This is a genomic window from Sphingobium sp. YR768 (assembly GCF_900111125.1).
In the GTDB taxonomy this organism is placed as follows: domain Bacteria; phylum Pseudomonadota; class Alphaproteobacteria; order Sphingomonadales; family Sphingomonadaceae; genus Sphingobium.
In genome coordinates this window covers 1-20,719 of record NZ_FOGE01000007.1, presented here as the reverse complement: position 1 = coordinate 20,719, position 20,719 = coordinate 1, and the positions used below count along the sequence as shown (strand labels likewise).

Here is a 20,719-nt window from a genome sequence, read left to right as displayed (position 1 = left end):
CTAGAGCGTCGATCCGGCGATGGCATGGGCCACCATCAGGCGTAGCGCGACACCGGGAAAGTCAAGGAGGACGGCACGCACGGCAGCATGGCGATGCAGATCGACATAGCGTTGCAGGACGCTCGTCGTCTCGGGACGACCGGTCCTAGCGGCCTCGCTATCGCCTTCGGTCCCGGCAGCTTGGGCCGTCTGCGCACGCGCCTTGCGCGCTTCCTTGCCTGACAGCCAGCCTTCGTGAAACTCGACCTCGCCATTATGCCGAAGGCTCACGAATATCTTGCCACCCTTGGTCTTGGGGGTCTTTTCATATTCATAGCTATGGAAATGATCGCCGGGTTCGAGCAGTTCCACGTCACACCAACCCTCTGCCCGGTAGGCGTCGATCTTCGCGGCGATGGCCTCATTTTGCATCGCCCAGAACGCGTCCGCGTCGGCGAAATAGCCATTCTCACCGAACAGGTCGGTGACGATCCGCCCCTTATAGTCGTCGAGCGGGAACAGCGCGGCCCTGGTGGAAATCGCCGCGCCGCCCAGCAGCCATGCCCGCAAATGACTTCCCGTGGGCGCGTAGCTGTCCGCATCATCGAGTAGCGCAAGCCAGTCCTTTTGCTGCGTCTTGCTGGCAAGCGTCAGATGGCGGGCCGCTCGCGCATCGATTTCGCCTGCGCGATACACTTCGCGGATGCGGGGATGGAGATTGCCCAAGGCGAGGATGCGGCGGACATAAAGATCGGTAAGACCGAAGGTCTGCCCGATCTGTTCGATGGTGCGTCCCTCCTTGGTGAGACGCACGAACGTGCCCCATTGCGCAACCTCATCGGGGTCCAGCCGCGCGATATTTTCGAGCAATGACGCCTCGATCGCGGCGGCGTCATCACCCGGTTCAAGAATGGCGCAAGGCAGCGGGCCGTGGTCGATTCCCTCGCTCCGGGCGAGGGCATCGGCGGTCCAGCGGCGATAGCCTGCGACGATCTCCGCCACGTCCTCGGCCCCGCCAAGAATGGGGCGCACGATGAGCGGGACGAGGACGCCACGCGCCTTGATGGAGGGCAGGATGTCGGAGACATCGGGCCGCTTGCGGCTGTGCCGCATGTTGGTTTTAGACAGGCTGAGCTTGTGCGAATCATAATGTGCGAGTTTCATGACATTTCACTCCTTGAGGGTGAACCGGCCCGCTTATCATCTGGCGTAGGAGGGTGAGCGGGTCGGATACATGCGCCGAATAGAGCAGCGCGCTCATCCGTCCGATGTGGGCGGAATTTCGGTAGGCCGGGGTTACGAGATGCCCGCGCCCGCGCGGCGGTCGCGACCAAGCCTATGCGGATTTCGGGGGTGAGAAGCATCATGCCGCCACCCCTCGCCGCGTCTCGGCGGTCAGCGTCCCATCCAGTGCATCGCTATTCGCCTCGCGGGGATCGAAGGCGAGGATATAGTCAGCGGCCTTGCTGGCATGGCTTGCGGCCCGGAAGATCGCGCGATGATCCTCCTTTAAAAGCGCGATCCACGCTGCTATATAATCCTCGTGACGAACAGTCGGGACGATGCCGAGCGCCGCGCAGATGAAGGCGCTGGACATTTCGGCAACGAGTTCTTCGCGGGCGTAGGCGTTGCTGCCAAAGCCGCCCGACAAATCACGGTCCAGCCTCTTCTTTGCTCCGCTCCAATGCCCGAGTTCGTGGAAGCAGGTCCGGTAATAGTTGACCTGTTCACGGAAGGCAGGCTGCGGCGGCACCTGAATATAGTCCGGTCCCGGCGCATAATAGGCCTTGTCGCCGCTGATACGAAAATCCGCGCCCGTCGCCACGATCAGCGCCTCGGCATGGGGGATGATCTCGCGTGTTGGCATCGGCACCGGCCCCTCGGTCAGGCCGGAGCGCAAGCCCTCGCACTGCGCGAGATTGAACAAAGTATAGGTTTTGAGGAAGGGAATCGCGCGGGCGTCCTCACCGGTTTGCGCGGCGCGCGCCTTCTCCGCTTCGGGAATGAAACGGTCGGCAAAGACAACGGTCGTGCCCTTTTCGCCCTTGCGGACATGACCGCCCGCCTCGATCGCCTGCTTGAACGTGAGCCAGCTTTGGGACGCAAAGCCGCCCGCGATCGCCGCGCCCCATAAGAAGAGAATGTTCATGCCGGAGTAGCGACGGCGGGTCAGCGCATTGACCGGAAGGCCCGGTCCCGCGCAAACGCTTGAATCCCATGGTTGCACCCAAGGCGCAAAACCTTGCTCAAGCCCGGCGATGATCTTAGCGGTCGTTTCGGCGTAGATGTCGCGAGGACGCGGCGGATCGCCACCGCGCGCGCGACGCGCAGCTTCCTTCGTCATGGCAAAGGCTCCTTCTTGCGATGTGGAGAAAGGCGGGGGAGCATGGCGCTCCCCCGGAGCGTATCAGTTGCTATCGTCGGCGAAGTGATAGCCGCTTGCGCCCGGTTCCCCCTGTTCGGGCAGGCGGATATCCTCTGCCTCCCTGCGCCGCCGCCGAGGTGTCTGGCGTACGACATTCCATACGCCCTCATTCTGGCGCGAGCGGAAGAGGCGGATCGGTACGAAGCCGGACTTGGCGGTATCGATATAACCGCGGAAATAGACTTCGCCGGTCTCCTTGGCGGCGCGTTCCCAGATCGATCCCAGACGCACGTCGCGCCCACGCGGGCTCTTGGTCATCATGTTGAAAAGCGGGGCGCGGGGATTGTCCGATGCGACCTCTTCAAGAAAGATGGCGTCGAAGTCAAAGTCGGCCTCGGCGATATAACCGGTGACGATGCCTGCATCGTTGCGAAAAAGTTCTCCAATATTCATGATAATGGCTCCAATATTGCAATTTGACTGTCTTATCATGGGAATTTCACCATTCCCTCTGATCGTTATACTTATACAGTATTGTAGGACCTCGCGATAATGCATTGTTTTCTTGACAGAAAACCCATCGTACCCGGTGAGTCCGAGCGTCCATCAGGGGCCGCGACCAGCGGCCCAGCAAAGAACGAAAACGCATCGGCCGCGAGACGCGGCCGATCCTGCCTCGACAGGAATCGGGAGCGGAGCCGTCCTCCGATCCCATCGCACCCGGAGCCGTCCTCGCAGGGTCCCAAGGGCCGTGCCGATGTCTTGGCGGCAAGAAGCACGGGAGGAAGGCCTATGCGCAGCTTGGTGAAATCGGGCCGGCGCAGCCGCTGGCGACCGACAGTAAGTCGGCCTGATTTCGCCTAGCGAAGCTTCCTTCCGACGCAATTCTTGCCGCTGAAAATCGGTGCGGCACGCCAGGGACACTGGGAGACGGCGCAGGGCGCGATGGGATCACCGGCTCCAAGATACCGCATCGCGCGTTGGCGCGATTCTTTAGCGTAGCTGTCAATCCGGTCCTATCGGCCAGCGCGCCGCCTGCCCGAACACGCCGTCCAACCTGCCAAGTCCTGCGCCAGCGATCGTCGTCCGCCAGGATCGAGACGGCGCAACCGGCTCGACGGCGCCGCCCACAGGCGGCGGAGCAGAGCGCGATCCGGCCAACGGCCGGAGGCGCCCAAAGGCCAACATCGCCACGGCCCTGCCTCACGCCAGCAATAGCGGCCCAGCATGGAAACAGAGAGCAGCATGACAGCCCCTCCCCGGAGACCATTTCCCCTATGCGTGCCGACCTGTTCGGAGGAAAAGACAAATACAATAGGGATGGCACCTTGCCTGCACCGCTCATATGAGGGACTTCAACATGGAGACACTCGTGGCCGCTGAAACCGAATTGCTGATCACCCTTACCGCCGATATCGTATCCGCGCATGTCAGCCACAACAGTGTATCGACCGCCGATGTCGCTGGCCTGATTGAGAATGTCTATGGAGCATTGAACGCCTTAAGCGCACCTGCAGCGCAAGAGGAAGAAAAGCCCAAGGGCGCCGTATCCATCCGGGCGTCGATCAAGCCCGACCACCTCATCAGCATGATTGACGGCAAAGCCTACAAGATGCTCAAGCGGCATCTGTCGCTCAACGGCTATACCCCCGAAACCTACCGGGAGGCGTTCGACCTGCCGAAGGATTATCCGATGGTAGCCGCCGCCTATGCCCAGCAGCGGCGTACGCTCGCCAAGGCTATCGGCCTTGGGCGCCGGCCGAGACCTGCCGCCGCGAACGAAGCGGCAGCACAAGCGCCGACACCGACGCGCAAACCCCGGAACAAGAAGGCGACATCTGACCAGCCAGGATAGTCGGGCGCATTGCCCCGCCATTTCAGTCCCAAGCTGGGCACGCCGATTGCCGCCGATTTCCCTCCGGAAACGGCGGTGAGCGTGCGGAGTAGCTCTCCTTTAGATCCCATGATGCGAACTTCAGCTTCGCCGACCTCGACCCGCTGCGCGAACGCGCGCAGGTGATCCCGCCGATAACCGCCCCCGTCGAGCCTGATGCGCTGGCGCGCCACCTCGGCGAAACGGCGCACAGTGGCGGGCGTCACCGCCTGATTGCCGGAGCTTTCGAGCGTAGCTTGCGCCCGCTCGGCATCGACCTGCGCCTGGTCGCGGAGCGACTTCAGCCCGGCGATACGGTCTTTCAGTGCCGGGTCGGTAATATCGGCAACGCCTGATTCGATCGCGTCATAGAGGCGCTTGAGCCGCAGGTCGGTCTCGGCCGCCCGGCGATTCAACTCGGCGATATGGTCCTGCCGACGCTCGGCGCGTTCGTGTCGACGGTCGAGGACCGAGGCCAGCACCTCCTCCAGCCGATCGGGCTGAAGCAACCGATCCTCGATATGGCCGGCGACGATGGTGTCGAGCTTCTCCATCGGGATGGAGCGGCCCGAGCAGCCGGTCTCGCCCTGCCGCGCCTTGATCGAGCAGGTATAGTAGCGATAGCGCCCGCCCTTGCCGGTGCGGATGGTCATGGCTCCCCCGCACTTCTCGCAGAAGCAGATACCCGTCAGCAAGGTCGGGCCGCTGACTACCCGCGGCGGCGTAACCTTGGGATTGCGGGCCTTAAGATGCGCCTGCACCGCGTCGAAGGTCTCAAGATCGATCAGCGGCGGCACGGGCACCGTGACGACCTCGCTGATCGGCTTCAGTTCCTTTGTCTTAGACCGTTTGTTGAACTCGTGCTCGCCGATATAGGTGCGGCGTGTCAGGATGCGGTGAAGCTGCCCGATGCCCCAGCGCCCGCCGTCGCGGGTGAAGATGCGACGGGCATTGGAGACCTGTGCGCGGGTGGACGTAGACATTGGCTTTAATTGCTGATTCTATGGGCTTTCTAAAGAGGAGGGCCTAACGTGGCGCATCGTTCGATTGGTCAGGAGCGGTTCGGTATCGCTGGGCGGGCGCGGCCAGCATCGTCGCTCGACGAGCTTGGCAAGCTGATCGATTGGGGCCCCGTCGCTTCGCTACTTGAACCGCTTTATTCGGCCGCCAAGGGTGAGCCCGCCTGGCCGCCGCTCGCAATGTTCAAGGCGCTACTTCTTTCGATCTGGTACGACCTGTCTGACGTGAAGCTGGCCGAAGCGCTCGACGATCGAGCCTCCTTCCGTCGCTTCTGTGGGTTTTCGGGAACAGAAGCGACACCCGAACGGACAGCATTCGTGCGCTTTCGCAAGGAACTGGTCACCCATAAGCTGGATCCACTGCTGTTCACGACTGTGACAGCGCAGCTCACATCCAAGGCAGTAACGGTCAAGGCAGGCACGCTGGTCGATGCGACCATCATTACCTCCGCCAGCGAGGGCGATGGAGATGCGCTGGGTCAAGCACAAGGGAAAGCGAGCCGTTCACGGCTTCAAGGCCCATGTTGGGGCAGATGCCGATACGGCGCTGGTCGAGGAAGTGTCGATCACATCTGCCAATGTCAATGACGGCAGAGCAGGCCCCGAAGCGCTGCCCGACAATCCCGGCGAGGTGTTTGCCGACAGTGCCTATCGCGGCACTCACTTTCGTGATGCCGTGCGCGCAAAGGGTGGAGTACCGCGGATCGTGGCCACCGGCATGTGGGGCCGCGACGAACAGGAAACGCTGCGCAGACTCAAAGAATGGAACCAACCGATCCATAGGGTGAGGGGCCGGATCGAGAAGATCTTTGGGACATGGAAGCGCTGCTCCGGCTTGCGGCGAATGCGATGGCGAGGTCTCGCCAAAGCCGCCGTCCAGGTCCACCTCACCGCCATCGCCTACAACCTCAAGCGCTCCATGAACATTCTCGCGGCCCAAGCATGAAGGGCGCCACCGCTCTGATCAAACCGACGGCGATCTGGCCCAATCGTGACCCGAAATTGATAGAAACAAAATGTTTCAGTGACCTACGCCCACCCGCGCACAGGTCTCATAATATCATTGCCCAGCAAAGCTTCTGCAAACAGGCTATTACTCAATTTTCTCTGAACGTTCGCATGGCGCCACACCGCTTTCCAGCAGTCCGAAGCTGATAGTCACTTTAAACGTGTTGCAACCCTCCGAACCGCCAACTCGTGAGCCACTTTTCGGATAGCCGATTGGCATGGTTAAAGGCCCCTTCCACTACGAAAGACTCGGCACGTTTCTAAGGATGATGTAAATTGCGACGACCAGCACCAGCGCAGCGAAAATCCGGTTCAAGGCCGTTTTGCTCGTCGAAAGCCGGGTTGCCGTGAGCATGCCAAACACGCCACCGATGACGCCGCCCAGGATGAACTCGCCTGCCAGCGGCCAGTCGACCATGCCGGTTCTCGCATAGGTGAGTGCTGTCGCCAGGCCGAAGGTTCCAACGGCCAGCAAGGAGGACCCGACGGCGCTGATCGTCGGCATCCCGGTGGCGAAGATCAATGCCGGTACGATCAGAACCCCGCCGCCGATGCCGAAGAAACCGGATGCCGCGCCCGCAGCGATGGCGGTCGCGGCGGTGACGACGCACATGCGTACGTCGACGCGACGCGGCTCTGCCCGCATGTCGCGGCGTGGGCGCAGCGTCAGCAATCCCACCGCAGCCATCACCAGCCCGAACAGGAACAGCAGGTTCTGACCATCGACGAGAAGCCCAAGGCTGGAGCCCAGCATCGCGCCCACTGTCCCGACCAGTGAGAAGACGATGGCGCAACGCCACCATACATGCCCTTTGCGGGCATGCAGGGCGAGATTGGCATAGGCATTGATCGAGACGGCAAGCGCGCCCGTTCCGATCGCGATATGCGGATTAGCGACGCCGACCACATAGAGAAGCAGCGGCGTGGCGAGGATCGATCCGCCACCGCCGATCAGTCCAAGCGTGAAGCCGACGAGACCACCAGAGCCGATCGCCGCAAGGATGGAGGCGGCCATCATCGCCGGCGCCTTGCCGGCAATCGGTCGTGCAGGACCATGCCGGCCGCCATCGCGGCGACGAACAGGATGACGGGAAGCAATCCCGTTGCAAGTGCCGAGACGGCCGGACCGGGGCAGAAACCGGTGAGCCCCCAGCCGATGCCAAAGACGGCCGATCCGAACAGGAGCGGAGCGTCGATGGCGGTCTTCTCGGTCAAATGGAACCGCCGGTCGAGCGCCGGCTTTGCCATCCGTCGTTGAATCATCACGCCCGGCACGGCAACGAGGACCGCGCCACCGAGCACGAATATCAGGCTCGGGTCCCAATGCCCGCTCGCGATATCGAGGAAGCCGAGGACGCGCGCGGGATCGACCATTCCCGATAGCGACAGGCCGAATCCAAAGATTGCGCCCGCGACAAGAGCGACGGCAAGTCGCGCTGCGGCAGTGAGGTTCATCTGAATGCTCCCACGATAGTCGCAGCTATCATTCCGGAGATCAGAAAGGTGACCGTCCCCGCGAGCGAGCGCTTTGAGAAGCGGGCAAGGCCGAGGATGCCGTGGCCGGACGTGCAACCGGAGCCCATGCGCGTGCCGATACCCACCAGCAGGCCGGCAGGAAGGACAGCCGGCCAGGAGGTGGAGACCGCTATGGCCGGGAGATGTCCGAAGGCTTTGGCATAAAGGAGCGGACCGGTGAGAAGGCCGATGACGAAAGCCGCGCTGGCCGCCGTATTGCGGCCCGCGAGAAGACCGCCGACGATACCGCTAATTCCGGCGATCCGGCCGTTGACGATAAGAAGCAGGACCGCCGACAGGCCGAGCAGCATACCGCCGAGAAGTGGGAGCACATAGACGGTCATGCCTGATCCTCGGGCTGGCAGAAGATGGCATAGAGCGCCTGAATAAGTTGAGCCGCCTTTTCTTCCGTCAGACGATAGAAGATCTTCTTGGCCTCGCGCCGCGTCTCGACGACGGCCGCCTCACGCAGGATGCCGAGTTGCTGGGAAAGCGTGGGCTGATGGATACCGAGCTTTTCCTCCAGCGCACCGACCGAATATTCACCCTCGGCCAGCGCGCAGGCGAGCATCAGCCGGACCGGATGCGCCAGCACCTTCAGCAGCAACGCGACCTCGCCAGCCCTGATTGCCATCTCTTCCGGCGGCACCGCCGCACGTATTGACCGCGCCTCCGTCACCATGCCGCCCCCTCCAGCGCATCGAGCGGAAATTTGAGGTATCGGCAGCCGTTATCCTGCAGTTCCGGCAGGCGTCCGCCGCACATGTTCACCTGCAAAGCGTGGAGGATCAGCTTGGGCATCGGTAGTGTCTTGTCCCGTGCCTCACGGACCCGGACGAAATCCGCCTCGCTCCTGCGGGTGATATGCGGGTTGGCGCGCTTCTGGTCGCCGACCGTGCTTTCCCATTTCGCGTTTCGCCCTTCCGGCGGGTAGTCGTGGCCGGTGAACAAACGCGTCTCGTCCGGCAAGGCGAGGATGCGCTGGATCGAGGTCCACAGCGCCCGCGCGCTGCCGCCGGGAAAATCGGCGCGGGCGGTGCCGGAATCCGGCATGAACAGGGTGTCATGCACGAAGGCGGCATCACCTACGACAAAGGTTATGGAGGCGAGCGTGTGGCCGGGCGAGAACATCACGCGACCTTCGAGCCCGCCGATTTTGAACGTGTCGCCGTCTTCGAACAGTTGGTCCCATTGAGAGCCGTCGGCTACGAATTCCGGCAGGTTGTAGATACCTTTCCATAGCCGCTGCACGTCGACCACATGGGCGCCGATGGCCGTCGGCGCGCCGGTCCTCTGCTTGAGATAGAAGGCGGCCGAGAAATGGTCGGCATGGGGATGGGTGTCGAGTATCCATTCAACCCTCAGCCCGTTGGCGTTTACATGGTCGAGGATTGCGTCGGCATTGGCTGTTGCAGTCGCGCCAGACTTCTCGTCGAAATCGAGAACGGGGTCGATGATGGCGCAGGCCTTGGTCGCAGGATCGCTGACGACATACTGGATGCTGCCGGTGCGGGCGTCGTAGAAACCTTTCACATCGGGCTTGCGCGCATCCTCGCGCTCCAGCCAGCGAACCGCGCCGGAAAGATCGAAGCCGAAGCGTTTGCCGAAGCTCTCCACGTCTTCGCGCCTCATCCGCCCGTCGAGGACTTCGCCGAGCGCGTGGAGCGTCAAGGCGCGCATCCCGCTCTTGCAGTGGGCAAGCACCGGCCCGCCTGCGTCCGACAGGGCTTTCTGGAATGCGCGGATATCCGCCTCGGCGATGCCTGGACCGGTGACCGGGATGAAGGCATAGCCAAGGCCGGCCGTACGCGCGGCGGCGGCCTCGGCCATATTGCCGGGCTGGCCGGGGTCTTCGCCGTCCGGTCTGGCATTCACGACAACAGAAAAGCCTTCTTCGGCGAAGTCGCGGAAGGCGGCGGGTTCAGGCTGTCCGGACACCGAGAGAGTGTCCGTGATCTTTACAACAGGCATCATGATCGCTCCTGAAAACATCATTATATATTTATATATAATGTATATTTAGGATTGATCAAGAGGTGTTAAAGTGGGCAAAGAGACGCCTGCTTCCTTCGTCCCCGGCGGCGGCTGCAACGGGCCGAAGGAAGTGCGGCCGACCTCATGCATATGTCGTAATCGCGAGCGTCCGCCATACAGGAGGCTCTCAGGAGGCGCTGATGCTCTGCGTCGGCGACCTTTCTCTACCGACCGGCAGAGCAATGCGTTCTGTCCGCTCAACAGATCACCGATCTCCAGGATCAACACATGGCGTCAATTTGGCGAACTATGTCAGCTACTACGAGACATGCGCAGGATCAGAGAATGGGAAATTCACAGTGGAGTACAGTAAATTTGCGGCTGTAGGACTGCCGGACACTATCGGCGGAGTGTAGGATGGGTGGCCGCGGCACTATTCCAACACCGTCCGCAGTGAACTACTGCGAATCAGATTTAGGGTATGGGTCGCTTATGTTAGCCGCCAGGTCGAGCAGCTTCAAACCTGCGGGATCGCGATTTCGTGGCGACCAGACGGCTGAAAAGGCGATGGCTTTAGGCTCGTCACAGATCGGTAGGAAGGTGATATTCGCGGTATCTACCGTAGCGCCTTCCTCGACGAAAAGCGAGATGCCGTGACCGGCTGCAATTATTGACAAGAGCGCGGTGCGCCCGACATCGACACGCAGGATCGTCGGCACAGGCCATTTCCCGGCGGAGCGCGCCACGATCAGATCATGAACCTGCGGGCCGGTGCCACCGTGACGGACAAGGAAGGTCTCTGTCGAAAGCTGCCGCCATTCGACATCCTGCCTGACTGCCAATGAATGCCGGGCTGGTAAGGCCACCATCAGACGGTCGCGCCAAGTAGCGCGGGAATAGAGGTCGGGGATTTCGTGGGTGCAAGCCATGAAGGCGACATCGAGCTTTCCTTCCCGCACCATGAACTGCGCATCGCGCGCTGCTCCTTCGGTGATATGCAGGCGGACGTTCGGGTGCTTGCCGTGGAACTGATCCAGCAGGCGGTCGAGGAAGCTGCCTGACGTAAGGGCATGGACGTCGATCCGAAGCTCGCCCTCTTCGACGCGCGCCTGCATGCCAACCGTTTTTATTGCACGGTCCAGGATATCCATGGCGTCACGAACCTGATCGACAAAACACCGCCCGGCTTCCGTCACCCGGACGCCGCGCGTGTTGCGGTCGAAGAGGGTGACTCCAAGGTCAATTTCCAGCACCTTGATCCGTGTGCTAACACTTGACTGGCTGGTGCCAAGCGCGAGAGCGGCCCGTTGGAAGCTAAGATATTCGGCAACGGCTAAAGACTGAATCAATGAAGTCATTGGTATTCGACTACAAAGAAGCGAATCACGCTTTTTTGTTTCTTGCGTGTTTTTGGTTTGTCGTCGCATATCTACCGATATCTTAAATGGAAATTGTTGGCTTATCTCGATTCAAAGGATTGCATTTGCCTTGCCAATGATGGGGTCATGCAAGACTGAAGTTCGGATAATCAGATGAATATACAGAGATGCAAGATTGGGTGTCGGCGCATGGATATATCTGATATCCCATAGGATGAGGAGCGACCAACAGGAGAAACCCCGAGAACCTCTTTGAACGAGTCGAGATGTAAACAATATCTAACGACGATCTGCTGCCCGCAGAGGTTCTCCTCAACGTACTCAAGCCAGCCTGCGGCCGAAGAAGTCCATATTTTCCAGCGGGCCGGAATCGGCGGCGAGGATGCGGGTCCCGTCCCGGTCCTGGATGTCGATCGTCACCTTTGCCGGGAAGCGCGTATACCAGGTCTCCCACTCGGGAGAACTGTTGGCCCACTGGAAGGACGCGATGACCGTGCGCTGGCCGTCGAAACGGACGGACGCCTTGAGCCTGTCGGTCTGCGCAATGAAAATGCAGTCGCTGCTCGTCCTCTTGCCGGTGACGGGCTGCGGCACCTTCACACCCTCAAGGCACACGACCGCGTCGTTGAAGGCATCGATCAGAACCTCTTGACCGCGCGCCGCATAAAGCAGTGGGGCCTCATCTCCGCCCACTTCAGGGCGGAAACGGACGGATGCGGAGACAACAGTAATGTCACCGACCTCGGCGCGGCCCCACAGCCAGTCGCTGAGGATCTCGTCCATGGGAACATTGCCCCAGTTATGGTCGTGATAGCCGTCGCCCTCGACCTCAATACTGTCGCCCTTTATCGAGAGTTGCCCCACGACGCTCGCACCCGGCACCGCGCAGAACCACGAGAAATGCCGTCCGCCCGCGTCCCAGCGGCCAGTACCCGGCCGGTAGGCCGGGACGGTGCTGTCGAAGCACAGGTCCAGCCCGAAGCCGCCCGTGGAATCCGGGTGAACAAACACATGATAGCGCTTCAGCCCATCGAGGCTGCGGAACAGGTTCTTCCCGAACGTGACGTCGCAACCGCCTTCTGACGCCGAGTATTCATCAATCTGCACACCCTTCAGGTCGCAGATCACCGCATTGTCCTTGGTGATATTTACGTTGAGGAACGGCGTAACCCTGCCGTGCGCATCTGTCTCCAAATGGAAGGACGTAACACAAAAATAGCCGTTGGTGAAATGAGCGTCGCAGTACCACCATTCCCATTCGCCAGGCTTAAACGGTTTAGTCAGGCGCAGTCCGTCTTCCCAGGGTTCGCGAACCGCAGAATCGATACCAAGCTTGACGTAGCTTTCCTTGTCGCCGAGCAGGCGTCCTTTTTCGTTGCTCATATCATCTTCCTTTCAGGCAGTTATATTGGATGAACTGTGACGTATGCCGCGTCACCGCTGACGCGCGCCATACGGGCCGTTTTCCATCTTGCGGATGTCGGCGGATTCATTGACCGAGACACCGACCAGTTCGCGGGTGCGCTCGTCGATCAAGCGACCGGCACCTTCATAGAGCGCGTAATCGATCTCTGGGACCTCGAGGAATTCCTTCGCGCTGTACGGTTCGACCGTAAAGAAGCGCGAGCCTTCGATCTCGATAGGGAACTCATAGCTCCAGCCCCACGACACCCAGGTTCTGATCTTTGGGGCCTTGGCATAGCCGTTCTGCCGAACGATGGCGGTATCGAAGCGGCGGACCTCCCCGTCGGCAGTCAGGTAAACGCCTTCCTGATGGCCGTTGTAAAAGTTATAGAGGTGCAGACGAGCGCCATTGTCGAACCGGAATGACGTCCATTCCCAGGTGAGAGAATAGAAATCACCCCATTGGCGATCGATCCAGGACGAGCCGCTGATCTGCAGATGGCGCCATGACCCGTTAGCATCCTTGAGTGACAACCGGCCGGATGTCGGCGCGCGCATCAGCGAATAATAAAAGCTGAAATCATCCTCCGCGCCCTGCTGAATCATGCCCTCAACGCCCAGTTTGTCCTGATGCCAGACGACTTCATTGGTGTTGTCGAAGCGCAGGCGCAGATGGACATCGTTGAACTCGGCGCGGAGATCCATGTGTTGCTCACCGTAGGACCAGTGGGCTTTGGCCTTGCCTACGTCTGCTTTGACGGCATGCTCTTCTTCAGACCATAGACTGGTATCGGGCAGATAGCCGAATTCATAGAGCTGGCGAAAATCCTGCCGTTCGTAGTCGCTGACCATCCCGACGATATGCACAAAGCGATGGCCGTCGACGGGCTCGTGGCCGAACCGCTTTTGCCAGCCGTCGCCCGGATAGTTTACGAGATCGAAGAACAGGAAGTAGCTACGACCAGAGCTGTCGTAGGCATAGACGGTGACATACCACCATTCGTACGATTTTTCGGACATGCGGGCATGGGGTTTCCACTCCTCGCGAGCCGATCGAACCACGGGACTGCGGACATCGAACGTCAGGGGACTGAATGCTTTTGACAATGACGCGCTCCTTCTTTCGAGCCGGAAATCATACGGGCGCGGCATTGATCGAAATGGCGACACAAAACCTCATAACTCAACGCGATCGTTGCATTAATGGGATTTCGCGTCAACCCCTTTATGCAACGGCAAAGGTGCGTTAAAGCATTTCCTTTCTCTGCCTCCAGCCTTGGAAGAGGCAGTTCACATGGCTTTGAGAGCGCGGAGCAAAGATATGACAAAAGAAAAAGACAAAATGAAACGGGGCGGACGCCCCACAGCCGCCGGCTCCCTTGAACTCACCAGCCGTATTGTTCACGCGGCGACGCGCTCGTTCCTAGATAAGGGATACAGCGATACGGCTATGGAGGAAATCTCGGTCGACTCCGGCGTGGCGAAACGAAGCCTCTACAGTCGATTTCCCTCGAAGGCCGATCTTTTCCGGCAAGTTGTTTTGACCTATTCAGACAATACGCTCGGTCGCCTGAAACTTAGCAAAGCCGACAAACGCCCTGTGAACGAACAGCTTTACGACGGATGTATCCGCATCCTGGAGATCGTGCTTAAACCAGATGTCATCGCGATGGAAAGGCTGGTGCTATCAGAAGCGATCCGCTTTCCCGAGTTGACGCAAGGCGTCCAAATGGCACGCCATCAGGGCGAACTCTATTTACTATCCATCCTGGAGGAGACGCTCGCGGTGCCAGAGGGTGGGCGTGACCTGGCGAGCCGTGGCGCAAAGCAACTTTGGGATCTGGTGATTGCGCCTTATGTGCGAGATAGCGTTCTGGTCTTGATGCCGGGTAGATTGACTGAAGACACAGAGGGCCGCGTTCGCGAGGGCATTAGTCTCTTATTGCATGGCCTCTTGGGAGATAGTTAGCATTTTTCTGTGTGGGACGGACGGTTGATTATCAGGCCGACATGTCCTTGATGAAGCGCTTACCGAACATGACGCCGCCGACGAAATAATCCAGAAATTTATCGATTATCCCGAGCAGATGATTCCGCTGACGGTGCTGGCGATGGTGTTTGGTTTCATTCAGTACATCTATTGCTTTGTGATTACGCGGCGGGAAAAACGCTCACCGTTTCCGGTGTACATGCATACTTTCTACTTGGCTTACGACTTTCTATTCGTTGACCTGTTCCATGAGTGGTTCGTCGAGTGAAAATAATGGCCGTTTCAAGTGGTATGTCTAGGCATTGCGGGATTCAACCTCTTTGAAGTTCACGCACTTTACGACGCAATCAAATACGAGCGGCAAGAGACGTTCGCAAAATATCATGTTGCGCCCGTTACGGTCGCCCAGGCGACGATCTGGGTGGTCGATGCCACGGTCGTGAACTTTGTCATGCTGTGTATCCTCAGCGATCTGCGATAGCATTGCTAGGACCAACATATTGATCGTGCCGGTGCCCTGGCGATAGAAGGGCGCGGCGTGATCGCCATCGCCGGTGGCGATGAAGGCGGTCACGACCTTGCGCAGATGCTCACGCGTGAGGTTCGACACCTTTAGGTGCGGCTTCACACCCCATTCGCGCGGAACACATTTTTTCAGCGACTTGTCGATGCTGTCGAGTACGCCGGAAATCTCAATCGCGGGGTCGCTTGCCACGTCGAAGGCGGCGAGCGTGCCGATCGTGCCTTCCCACATCTGCGGCCGAATTTCTTTCAGCCGCAGGATGATGTCGAGAAGGCTGCCGTGCTCAAGGCTCAGCGCCCGAGAGCCGGTGCGCAGGGAGCGAAGGAACAGGAAGCCGCAATGCTGTTTATCCTTCTTGGAGAACGGCTCGGGCTTGTCCGCCTCCGTCAGGCTGCGCGACTAGAAGGTGTTGCCGACGAAATCGTCCTCATCGGAATCGTAGGCGCCGATGAAGGTCACGCGCAGCGCCGCCTTGATGTTTGCGGCATCGACACCCGCCGGGTTGGCTTCGGTGAAGAAAACGCCGGTTTCGACATTGAGCCACTCGATATTGCCGCCGAACCTGGCCTCCTGCTCTTCCGACAGGCCGATGATTATGACTTCGACGGTGATCTTGGGGGCTTCGGCGAGGTTTGCCTCTTCAGCCTCATCGGGTACGGCTCCCTCCTGGGCGGCAGCGGCCACGGGAAGATACTTGCCCTCGAAAAAATCATGCTCATCGACCGGAGGGCGGCGGCTCAGTCTATCCGGCCCAAGTGCAAGATCTATCGCTTCCAGAACAGAGGATTTGCCCGTGTTGTTGTCACCGATGAGGACAGCATGGTCAGGTAGCACGAGCTTCGCAGATCGGATGCCCCGGAAATTCTCGATCGATACGGCGTAAATCTTCAAAGCAGCCCCCCTGACGCCAAGCGTTTTTATTTTTTTTGCCTGCTTCACGATTACCGCGAAATCAACGGCACGTCACACGCCGTGTCGAGGCGCGCGCGACGTAACTCTCCCAACGGCCGCCATTTTGTTCGTAGTCGACGGAATGCGGCTTTAGAGGGCTATAGCGTAGACGTAGTGCTCATCATCGTCGGGCGCGGCCCGGCGCGCATCGAGTTCTGCGCCGACTATATTGCCCCAACCAAACCCGCAAATGGCGACCGCCCCCTCGTCGACCTGTGCCGCGCTTCCCGGCATTGTCCGAGAGAGCCGCGTTCACGGGCTGGAGCGGCGCAGCGGGGCCTAAAGCCTTGCCACCTCATCTGCGCCCGGACGAGATCAGCGCTCCACCGATTGAGGCCGATCCAGGATGCAAAGATGGACCAAGGTCAGTTGAGAGACGGTTCGCTCGGCCGGTTACGCACGGTATCAAGGAGCGTATAGGCCCAGATCGCCAGATAACGGCTCTGGTCCTCCCCGCTCTCCTGGGAGTTCACGGCCATGGCGGTGAATTTTTCCGAATAGGTCTCCAGCGGCATGACGCCCGCCTGCTCCAGCATTTCGCCCAGTTCCTTGAATACCGTCGCCAGAGCCGTCGTCATCGCAAAAAGTTCGTCTCGCATCTGCCGTCCTTTCGTCATTGGCTTGGAAAGAGGTTTCAGTCACCGCCGTCACACCATATGCGGATCGTCTAACGGCGCCGCAATCCGCTCGGTTTGGCAGCTATGGCCGTTTTGTGTCCGGCAATCGATATATCACGCCGACGCAGACACCGTGACAGCAACAGCCAAAAAGCTTCGTCCCATGCTATCCAAACGTTACATCACGGCAATCTGCCCACCATAGGCGACGTTCATCCGTCTCTTTGCAAGTGCGATCAACCGTGCCACACGCTTGCGCATCCGATCCATGCTGTCCTCATCAATCTGTGCCGCACCGAACAGGGCGATGGCGATCTCGATCTGGGAGGCGCCAGCCTGCTTCATCTCCCAGGCCGCAAGCGCCTGTAGCCATCGAGCGGCCAGGGTATCGCGACCGTAGAGCCCGGCCGGCAAGCGTCGCAGGCGGACCAGCGCCTCCAGTCGACTGAGCGTATGAAGCCTCGCGCGGAGCTTTCGGAAATCGGCAAGATCATAGGTCAATCGCACCGGCCCGTCGAGAAGGCTGACACCGCGCGCTTCGAGACGGATATGGCGCGGACCGTCGGCAATGACCACATGTTCGCGATGTCGCGCATCGCGCAGCACGGAGGCGGCGATTGGTAAATCGAGCAGATCCAACGCATCGGAATCGGTCTGATGAGCCGATGCCGCGCGGACGGGCAAGACCGATGGATCGCTGGATGCCGGCCAGAAGATGGTGAGCAAGGGATCGGCCGCAGACGGTCTGCCCACAAAATCGCGAGACATCGGTTTGAGCCGGCGGCGGACGGGCCTCGCCCCGAACCAGCAGCATGACCGGCGGTTCGGTCCGGAGAATATGGCGCTCGACGATCGAGGCCTCCTGCCTCAAAGCTTGGCCGTGCCGGATTGCGAACAGGGCATCGATTTCCGCGCGATCGATCCATGATCGCGCGTTGCCGGCGTCGCCATAACGGTCAAGCGGCCAAGGTCGCCGGGCAATAGATCGCGTCATCGCTCTTCGTCGCCCGAACTCGGGGCATGCATCGCGCCAATATCCAAATGAAGTGCCGCTATGGGGCTGCGAACGCCGGTCCTACACGGTAAAGAAAGTATGGGCAGGACGGCCTTGCGCGCCGGTTTATCCGCAAAGGGCTCATCTGTGCGCTCCGCCATAGCCATCGTCAGGAAGACTCGATATCGAGGGACAGACTTGCCGCATCGAGCCATTGTTCCGTTTGTTCCAACAGCGTCTTGCTCGGTTGCACGAATATCCGTCGCCCGTCCGCGCTATCGTCCAGCCGCTCGACCAGTTGCTGCGCTGCAAGCCGGTCGAGATGGCGCAGCGCGGTGGTCTTCGACACGCCGGTGCAGCCGCACAGCCCGGAGACGTCTATGACCTCTCCCGCGCAATAGGCGACATAGAGTTGGAGGATCATGTCCCAGCCGGGTTCTCCGAAGGTGACCGAAGGAAAGCTGTGCTTCCGGCGCTCACGACTCCTCAGCATGATGCGCGCCAGCCGCTCCCGGTCCCTGGGCCTGTCCCGCGCCTCCCGGCTGGAGGCGAGGATCACGGCTTCGACGAAGCGTCTGGGAAGGTCAATTCTGACGCTGATCCGGTCATGTTCGTCCGCGCCTGACATGGCGGCCTTACTCCCGATCGTGTGATATCGTCGGCATTAGCGGGCAGCCGGGCGGTGCCAATAGCAAGGACGAAAAGGGCACCATAGGCATAGAGGCCCTGTCCGCTTGCATAGGCGAGCAACGTGCTGTCCGGTAGGAACGTGCCGGCAATGCTAGCGAACAGGTTGGCGAGCGCGAAGCCCGCCGCCCAGATCGGCCAAAACCGGCTTGTCGTAGCAGCGAGATGATAGAAGCCCATGGCCACGCCCAGATCGATAATAAGCACGGCTATCTCAGCGGGCGCCCAGCTCGCAAGACCCAGCAGGCGGATCACGCTTGACAAGGCGGAACCGGTGAAATTGATCGCGGCGCCCCACCGTTCCGGGCGGCCGCCTCTTATGATGGTATAGAGGCAGACCGCCACCAGAGTGACGTCATAGGCGATGGCGAGGAGAAGGTAGATCGTCATGAGACAGACGATAGCCCTTCTTCCAAGACATGCATCCTCAAGCCGCAGATCGCTCCCGGTCGATCACAACCGCGGGTTTAGGATCCCCTACGCCCCAGTCGGTGACGGTGAGGCCGAGCGCGCGTCCGGCCTTCTCGATGGCGACATGCGCGCGAAAACCCAATTGATGTTGGCTTTCGGCGAGGGCGGACAAGGCGCCGATGGTAGCCCTGACCGTTGCCTGCGCGAATGTCGGCGACAATCCATGCGTCTCATTGAGTTCAAGCGTGGTGACCAGAAACTGCGCGGCGTCGCGCGTCGCCTTCTGGATCGAATGTTCGGCACAGCGCAGATCGCTTGCTGCCAGGCGACTCGACTTTGACAGATCGTTCATATCATCTCCTCGGGCATCATAGCCCATCATGGATAAGCGCCGAGAAGAAGACCGATCGTGACGATGACCATCGCCCCAACCGTGATGCCTGCCGGGGTGATGATCGCGACGATCGCCATCCACGCCAGTATCTGCTGCCGCGTCAACATATTCAACGGCCTTGCCTTGCTCGGCAGGGGCCAAGAGAAAGCCGAACCATCTGATTGGGAAGGAGAATTAATTTTACCCCCGGGGTCGAAAAATTGTACCCGCTCTTCATAATCATGGAACCGGCGCGCCGCATCAATCCGGCTGGCGACACCGATCTTTTTGCAGGCGAGGTTGAGCTGTTTATCGATCGTCGCCGTCGAACCACCTGTTCTGTAAGCGATTTCAGCGGACGTGCAAAGGTCGAAGACAAGCCTGAGATAGACCCTTTGGCGGTCGCTCAGTCTCTCAAATAGGGTGTCGTCCTCCATGCACGCCTCCGCGATCGCGCTCCGTCCCCTCCTGAACATGCCGCACTTGAACCTATATATATCCAAGACTTGCAGCGAGGCGAGTCGGAGATGGCGTTCGCGAACCTGACGGGAGGTTTTCGCGCCTTGTGCATAAGAAGACGCCGGCTCTATCAAGCCCTTGGTCGGAGCGATCCTGCCCGATTTGCGGCAGGTGGGTAAAATGGACCTTGGCCGCTCGTTTTTTCCTTAAAACTGAGCCATAACGGGGATGCCGAGTGATCTAAGGCCTTGGGCAAATGTGGACGAGCATAGACAACACTAGCCTGTGGCGAGCGGATTTGAAGCGTTGGTGGTTGTTCTGCGGGCGGTGTTGCGCTTGGTAGCTGTACGATCGGTGGAACCCATCGCCGCCGACGTCCCCCTCACCCTTTCAGGGCCAACGGTGAGTGGATGTGAGATTGAGATTTGAGCGCCGCAAACATCTATTATCAGCATGCCGCCGATGAAAGGGCTGCCGCCTGCAAGGAAAATCTCCCCCGCCGCCGCCAGCAGCGCGAACGATCAGCCGAACGGTGGGAAAAGATGGCGCGCGCCGCTGAAGAACGACGCACAATAATCAACGAGGCGGAAAAGCATAGGCGGCTTTAAAAGGCGTTCTCTCGGCTTTCGATATGTCCATATCGGCGCGACGGTATGCGACACAGGGAAGCCGCGAAAACATGCGAAAGGATTAAGCAGAAGCTGATCGGAAGATAGCCAACATCGCATTGATATTTGTCGACTGGTGGTTTTCTTCATCCAAATTAATCAGCCGGACTTTGCCTTTCAGGCTAGGTCTTGCATAGAAGGGTGCCAAGGCCGAAAGTGTTGATAGCCTCTGAGAGTCCGTTTGAGAATGGTCAGGGATGGACAATCCTGCGCAGCATGAGGCTTCCGAGGGCGACGTGTATCATGGCCTCGGCGACGTCGATCCGCTTCTCATAGTCTCGGACGAGGCGCTTCCATCTCGTCATCCAGCCGAAGGTGCGCTCGACCACCCAGCTTCTAGGCAGAACCTTGAATCCAGGCTCCTGGTCGGTCCGGCGGACGATCTCGAGAACGAAGTCGCGATAGGCTGCGGCGTCCATGAGGCGGGTGCGATCATAGGCGCCGTCGGCAAAGAGGTGCTTGAGCCACGGCCAGCGTTTGCGGATCGCAGTGACGATGGTCTGGGCGCCGGCGCTATCGGAGATGTCGGC

The 20,719-nt window shown here is 60.0% G+C and carries 24 protein-coding genes and 1 pseudogene; 4 read left to right on the top strand and 21 right to left on the bottom strand.

What is annotated here, in order from left to right; genetic code table 11:
• The 3 genes from BMX92_RS27950 to BMX92_RS10450 all read right to left on the bottom strand — a co-directional run bounded on the left by BMX92_RS27950 (nt 1) and on the right by BMX92_RS10450 (nt 2,797).
• Nucleotides 1-1,143 carry a ParB/RepB/Spo0J family partition protein gene (locus BMX92_RS27950; RefSeq protein ID WP_256213365.1) on the bottom strand — a complete coding sequence of 381 codons (1,143 nt, stop codon included), beginning with the start codon at nt 1,141-1,143 and terminating at the stop codon, nt 1-3.
• Between the two features lie 199 nt (nt 1,144-1,342).
• Nucleotides 1,343-2,323: an ArdC family protein gene (locus BMX92_RS10455; RefSeq protein WP_093016137.1), complete on the bottom strand. Its 981-nt coding sequence runs from the start codon at nt 2,321-2,323 to the stop codon at nt 1,343-1,345.
• A 63-nt stretch (nt 2,324-2,386) separates the two neighbouring features.
• On the bottom strand, nt 2,387-2,797 hold the full coding sequence (locus BMX92_RS10450) for a DUF736 family protein (protein ID WP_177184993.1): 411 nt from the start codon (nt 2,795-2,797) through the stop codon (nt 2,387-2,389).
• A gap of 907 nt (nt 2,798-3,704) precedes the next feature.
• Here BMX92_RS10450 and BMX92_RS10445 point away from each other — a divergent pair.
• Nucleotides 3,705-4,199, top strand: a complete 495-nt coding sequence (locus BMX92_RS10445) for a MucR family transcriptional regulator (RefSeq protein ID WP_093016131.1) — start codon at nt 3,705-3,707, stop codon at nt 4,197-4,199.
• A 548-nt stretch (nt 4,200-4,747) separates the two neighbouring features.
• On the opposite strand, the pseudogene BMX92_RS27945 reads toward BMX92_RS10445, so the two are convergent.
• Nucleotides 4,748-5,200, bottom strand: a pseudogene (locus BMX92_RS27945) (recombinase family protein); the annotation flags it as partial.
• Between the two features lie 48 nt (nt 5,201-5,248).
• On the opposite strand from BMX92_RS27945, the gene BMX92_RS27690 reads away from it, so the two are divergent.
• Both BMX92_RS27690 and BMX92_RS27685 read left to right on the top strand, forming a co-directional pair.
• Nucleotides 5,249-5,824 (top strand): transposase, encoded by a 576-nt coding sequence (locus BMX92_RS27690; protein WP_093016128.1) that lies wholly within the window; start codon nt 5,249-5,251, stop codon nt 5,822-5,824.
• Complete coding sequence (locus tag BMX92_RS27685; RefSeq protein ID WP_093016125.1) at nt 5,706-6,182, top strand: transposase; 477 nt, start codon at nt 5,706-5,708, stop codon at nt 6,180-6,182. The genes BMX92_RS27690 and BMX92_RS27685 overlap by 119 nt, the downstream gene beginning before the upstream one ends.
• Before the next feature lie 300 nt (nt 6,183-6,482).
• Here the strand turns inward: BMX92_RS27685 and BMX92_RS10425 are convergent, their stop codons facing one another.
• The 8 genes from BMX92_RS10425 to BMX92_RS10390 all read right to left on the bottom strand — a co-directional run bounded on the left by BMX92_RS10425 (nt 6,483) and on the right by BMX92_RS10390 (nt 13,623).
• Nucleotides 6,483-7,262 carry a sulfite exporter TauE/SafE family protein gene (locus BMX92_RS10425; protein WP_218145757.1) on the bottom strand — a complete coding sequence of 260 codons (780 nt, stop codon included), beginning with the start codon at nt 7,260-7,262 and terminating at the stop codon, nt 6,483-6,485.
• Nucleotides 7,259-7,699, bottom strand: a complete 441-nt coding sequence (locus BMX92_RS10420) for a YeeE/YedE family protein (protein WP_093016122.1) — start codon at nt 7,697-7,699, stop codon at nt 7,259-7,261. Before BMX92_RS10420 ends, BMX92_RS10425 begins: the two co-directional genes overlap by 4 nt.
• On the bottom strand, nt 7,696-8,103 hold the full coding sequence (locus tag BMX92_RS10415) for a YeeE/YedE family protein (protein ID WP_093016119.1): 408 nt from the start codon (nt 8,101-8,103) through the stop codon (nt 7,696-7,698). The genes BMX92_RS10420 and BMX92_RS10415 overlap by 4 nt, the downstream gene beginning before the upstream one ends.
• Nucleotides 8,100-8,441: a sulfite-sensing transcriptional repressor BigR gene (gene bigR, locus BMX92_RS10410; protein ID WP_093016116.1), complete on the bottom strand. Its 342-nt coding sequence runs from the start codon at nt 8,439-8,441 to the stop codon at nt 8,100-8,102. The genes BMX92_RS10415 and bigR overlap by 4 nt, the downstream gene beginning before the upstream one ends.
• On the bottom strand, nt 8,435-9,730 hold the full coding sequence (gene blh / locus BMX92_RS10405) for a bifunctional sulfur transferase/dioxygenase Blh (protein WP_093016414.1): 1,296 nt from the start codon (nt 9,728-9,730) through the stop codon (nt 8,435-8,437). The genes bigR and blh overlap by 7 nt, the downstream gene beginning before the upstream one ends.
• A gap of 461 nt (nt 9,731-10,191) precedes the next feature.
• The gene (locus tag BMX92_RS10400) at nt 10,192-11,091 is read right to left on the bottom strand and encodes a LysR family transcriptional regulator (protein ID WP_177184992.1); all 900 of its coding nucleotides are present in this window, start codon (nt 11,089-11,091) and stop codon (nt 10,192-10,194) included.
• Between the two features lie 342 nt (nt 11,092-11,433).
• A complete protein-coding gene (locus BMX92_RS10395; protein ID WP_093016109.1) occupies nt 11,434-12,495 on the bottom strand; it encodes a lipocalin-like domain-containing protein in 1,062 nt (353 codons plus the stop codon).
• Between the two features lie 51 nt (nt 12,496-12,546).
• Entirely contained in the window at nt 12,547-13,623 is a 1,077-nt protein-coding gene (locus BMX92_RS10390) for a lipocalin-like domain-containing protein (RefSeq protein ID WP_177184991.1), read from the bottom strand.
• 214 nt (nt 13,624-13,837) lie between these two features.
• Between BMX92_RS10390 and BMX92_RS10385 the strand changes: the two genes are divergently transcribed.
• Nucleotides 13,838-14,485 carry a TetR/AcrR family transcriptional regulator gene (locus BMX92_RS10385; protein ID WP_177184990.1) on the top strand — a complete coding sequence of 216 codons (648 nt, stop codon included), beginning with the start codon at nt 13,838-13,840 and terminating at the stop codon, nt 14,483-14,485.
• A gap of 316 nt (nt 14,486-14,801) precedes the next feature.
• Here BMX92_RS10385 and BMX92_RS27940 read toward each other — a convergent pair whose 3' ends face one another.
• From BMX92_RS27940 to BMX92_RS10340, 9 genes are all read right to left on the bottom strand, one after another.
• Nucleotides 14,802-15,260, bottom strand: a complete 459-nt coding sequence (locus BMX92_RS27940) for a hypothetical protein (protein WP_256213364.1) — start codon at nt 15,258-15,260, stop codon at nt 14,802-14,804.
• A gap of 168 nt (nt 15,261-15,428) precedes the next feature.
• On the bottom strand, nt 15,429-15,920 hold the full coding sequence (locus BMX92_RS27935; RefSeq protein WP_256213363.1) for an AAA family ATPase: 492 nt from the start codon (nt 15,918-15,920) through the stop codon (nt 15,429-15,431).
• A gap of 425 nt (nt 15,921-16,345) precedes the next feature.
• Entirely contained in the window at nt 16,346-16,579 is a 234-nt protein-coding gene (locus BMX92_RS10375) for a hypothetical protein (RefSeq protein WP_093016100.1), read from the bottom strand.
• Between the two features lie 195 nt (nt 16,580-16,774).
• Entirely contained in the window at nt 16,775-17,365 is a 591-nt protein-coding gene (locus BMX92_RS10370; protein WP_093016097.1) for a DNA -binding domain-containing protein, read from the bottom strand.
• Between the two features lie 395 nt (nt 17,366-17,760).
• Entirely contained in the window at nt 17,761-18,084 is a 324-nt protein-coding gene (locus BMX92_RS10365) for a MarR family transcriptional regulator (RefSeq protein WP_143066761.1), read from the bottom strand.
• A 62-nt stretch (nt 18,085-18,146) separates the two neighbouring features.
• Nucleotides 18,147-18,668: a hypothetical protein gene (locus BMX92_RS10360; protein ID WP_177184989.1), complete on the bottom strand. Its 522-nt coding sequence runs from the start codon at nt 18,666-18,668 to the stop codon at nt 18,147-18,149.
• A gap of 37 nt (nt 18,669-18,705) precedes the next feature.
• Entirely contained in the window at nt 18,706-19,041 is a 336-nt protein-coding gene (locus tag BMX92_RS10355; RefSeq protein ID WP_093016412.1) for a hypothetical protein, read from the bottom strand.
• A gap of 26 nt (nt 19,042-19,067) precedes the next feature.
• Nucleotides 19,068-19,499: a helix-turn-helix domain-containing protein gene (locus BMX92_RS10350; RefSeq protein ID WP_177184988.1), complete on the bottom strand. Its 432-nt coding sequence runs from the start codon at nt 19,497-19,499 to the stop codon at nt 19,068-19,070.
• An 881-nt stretch (nt 19,500-20,380) separates the two neighbouring features.
• Nucleotides 20,381-20,719 (bottom strand): transposase (locus tag BMX92_RS10340; protein WP_143066759.1); only part of this gene is annotated, 339 nt, incomplete at its 5' end.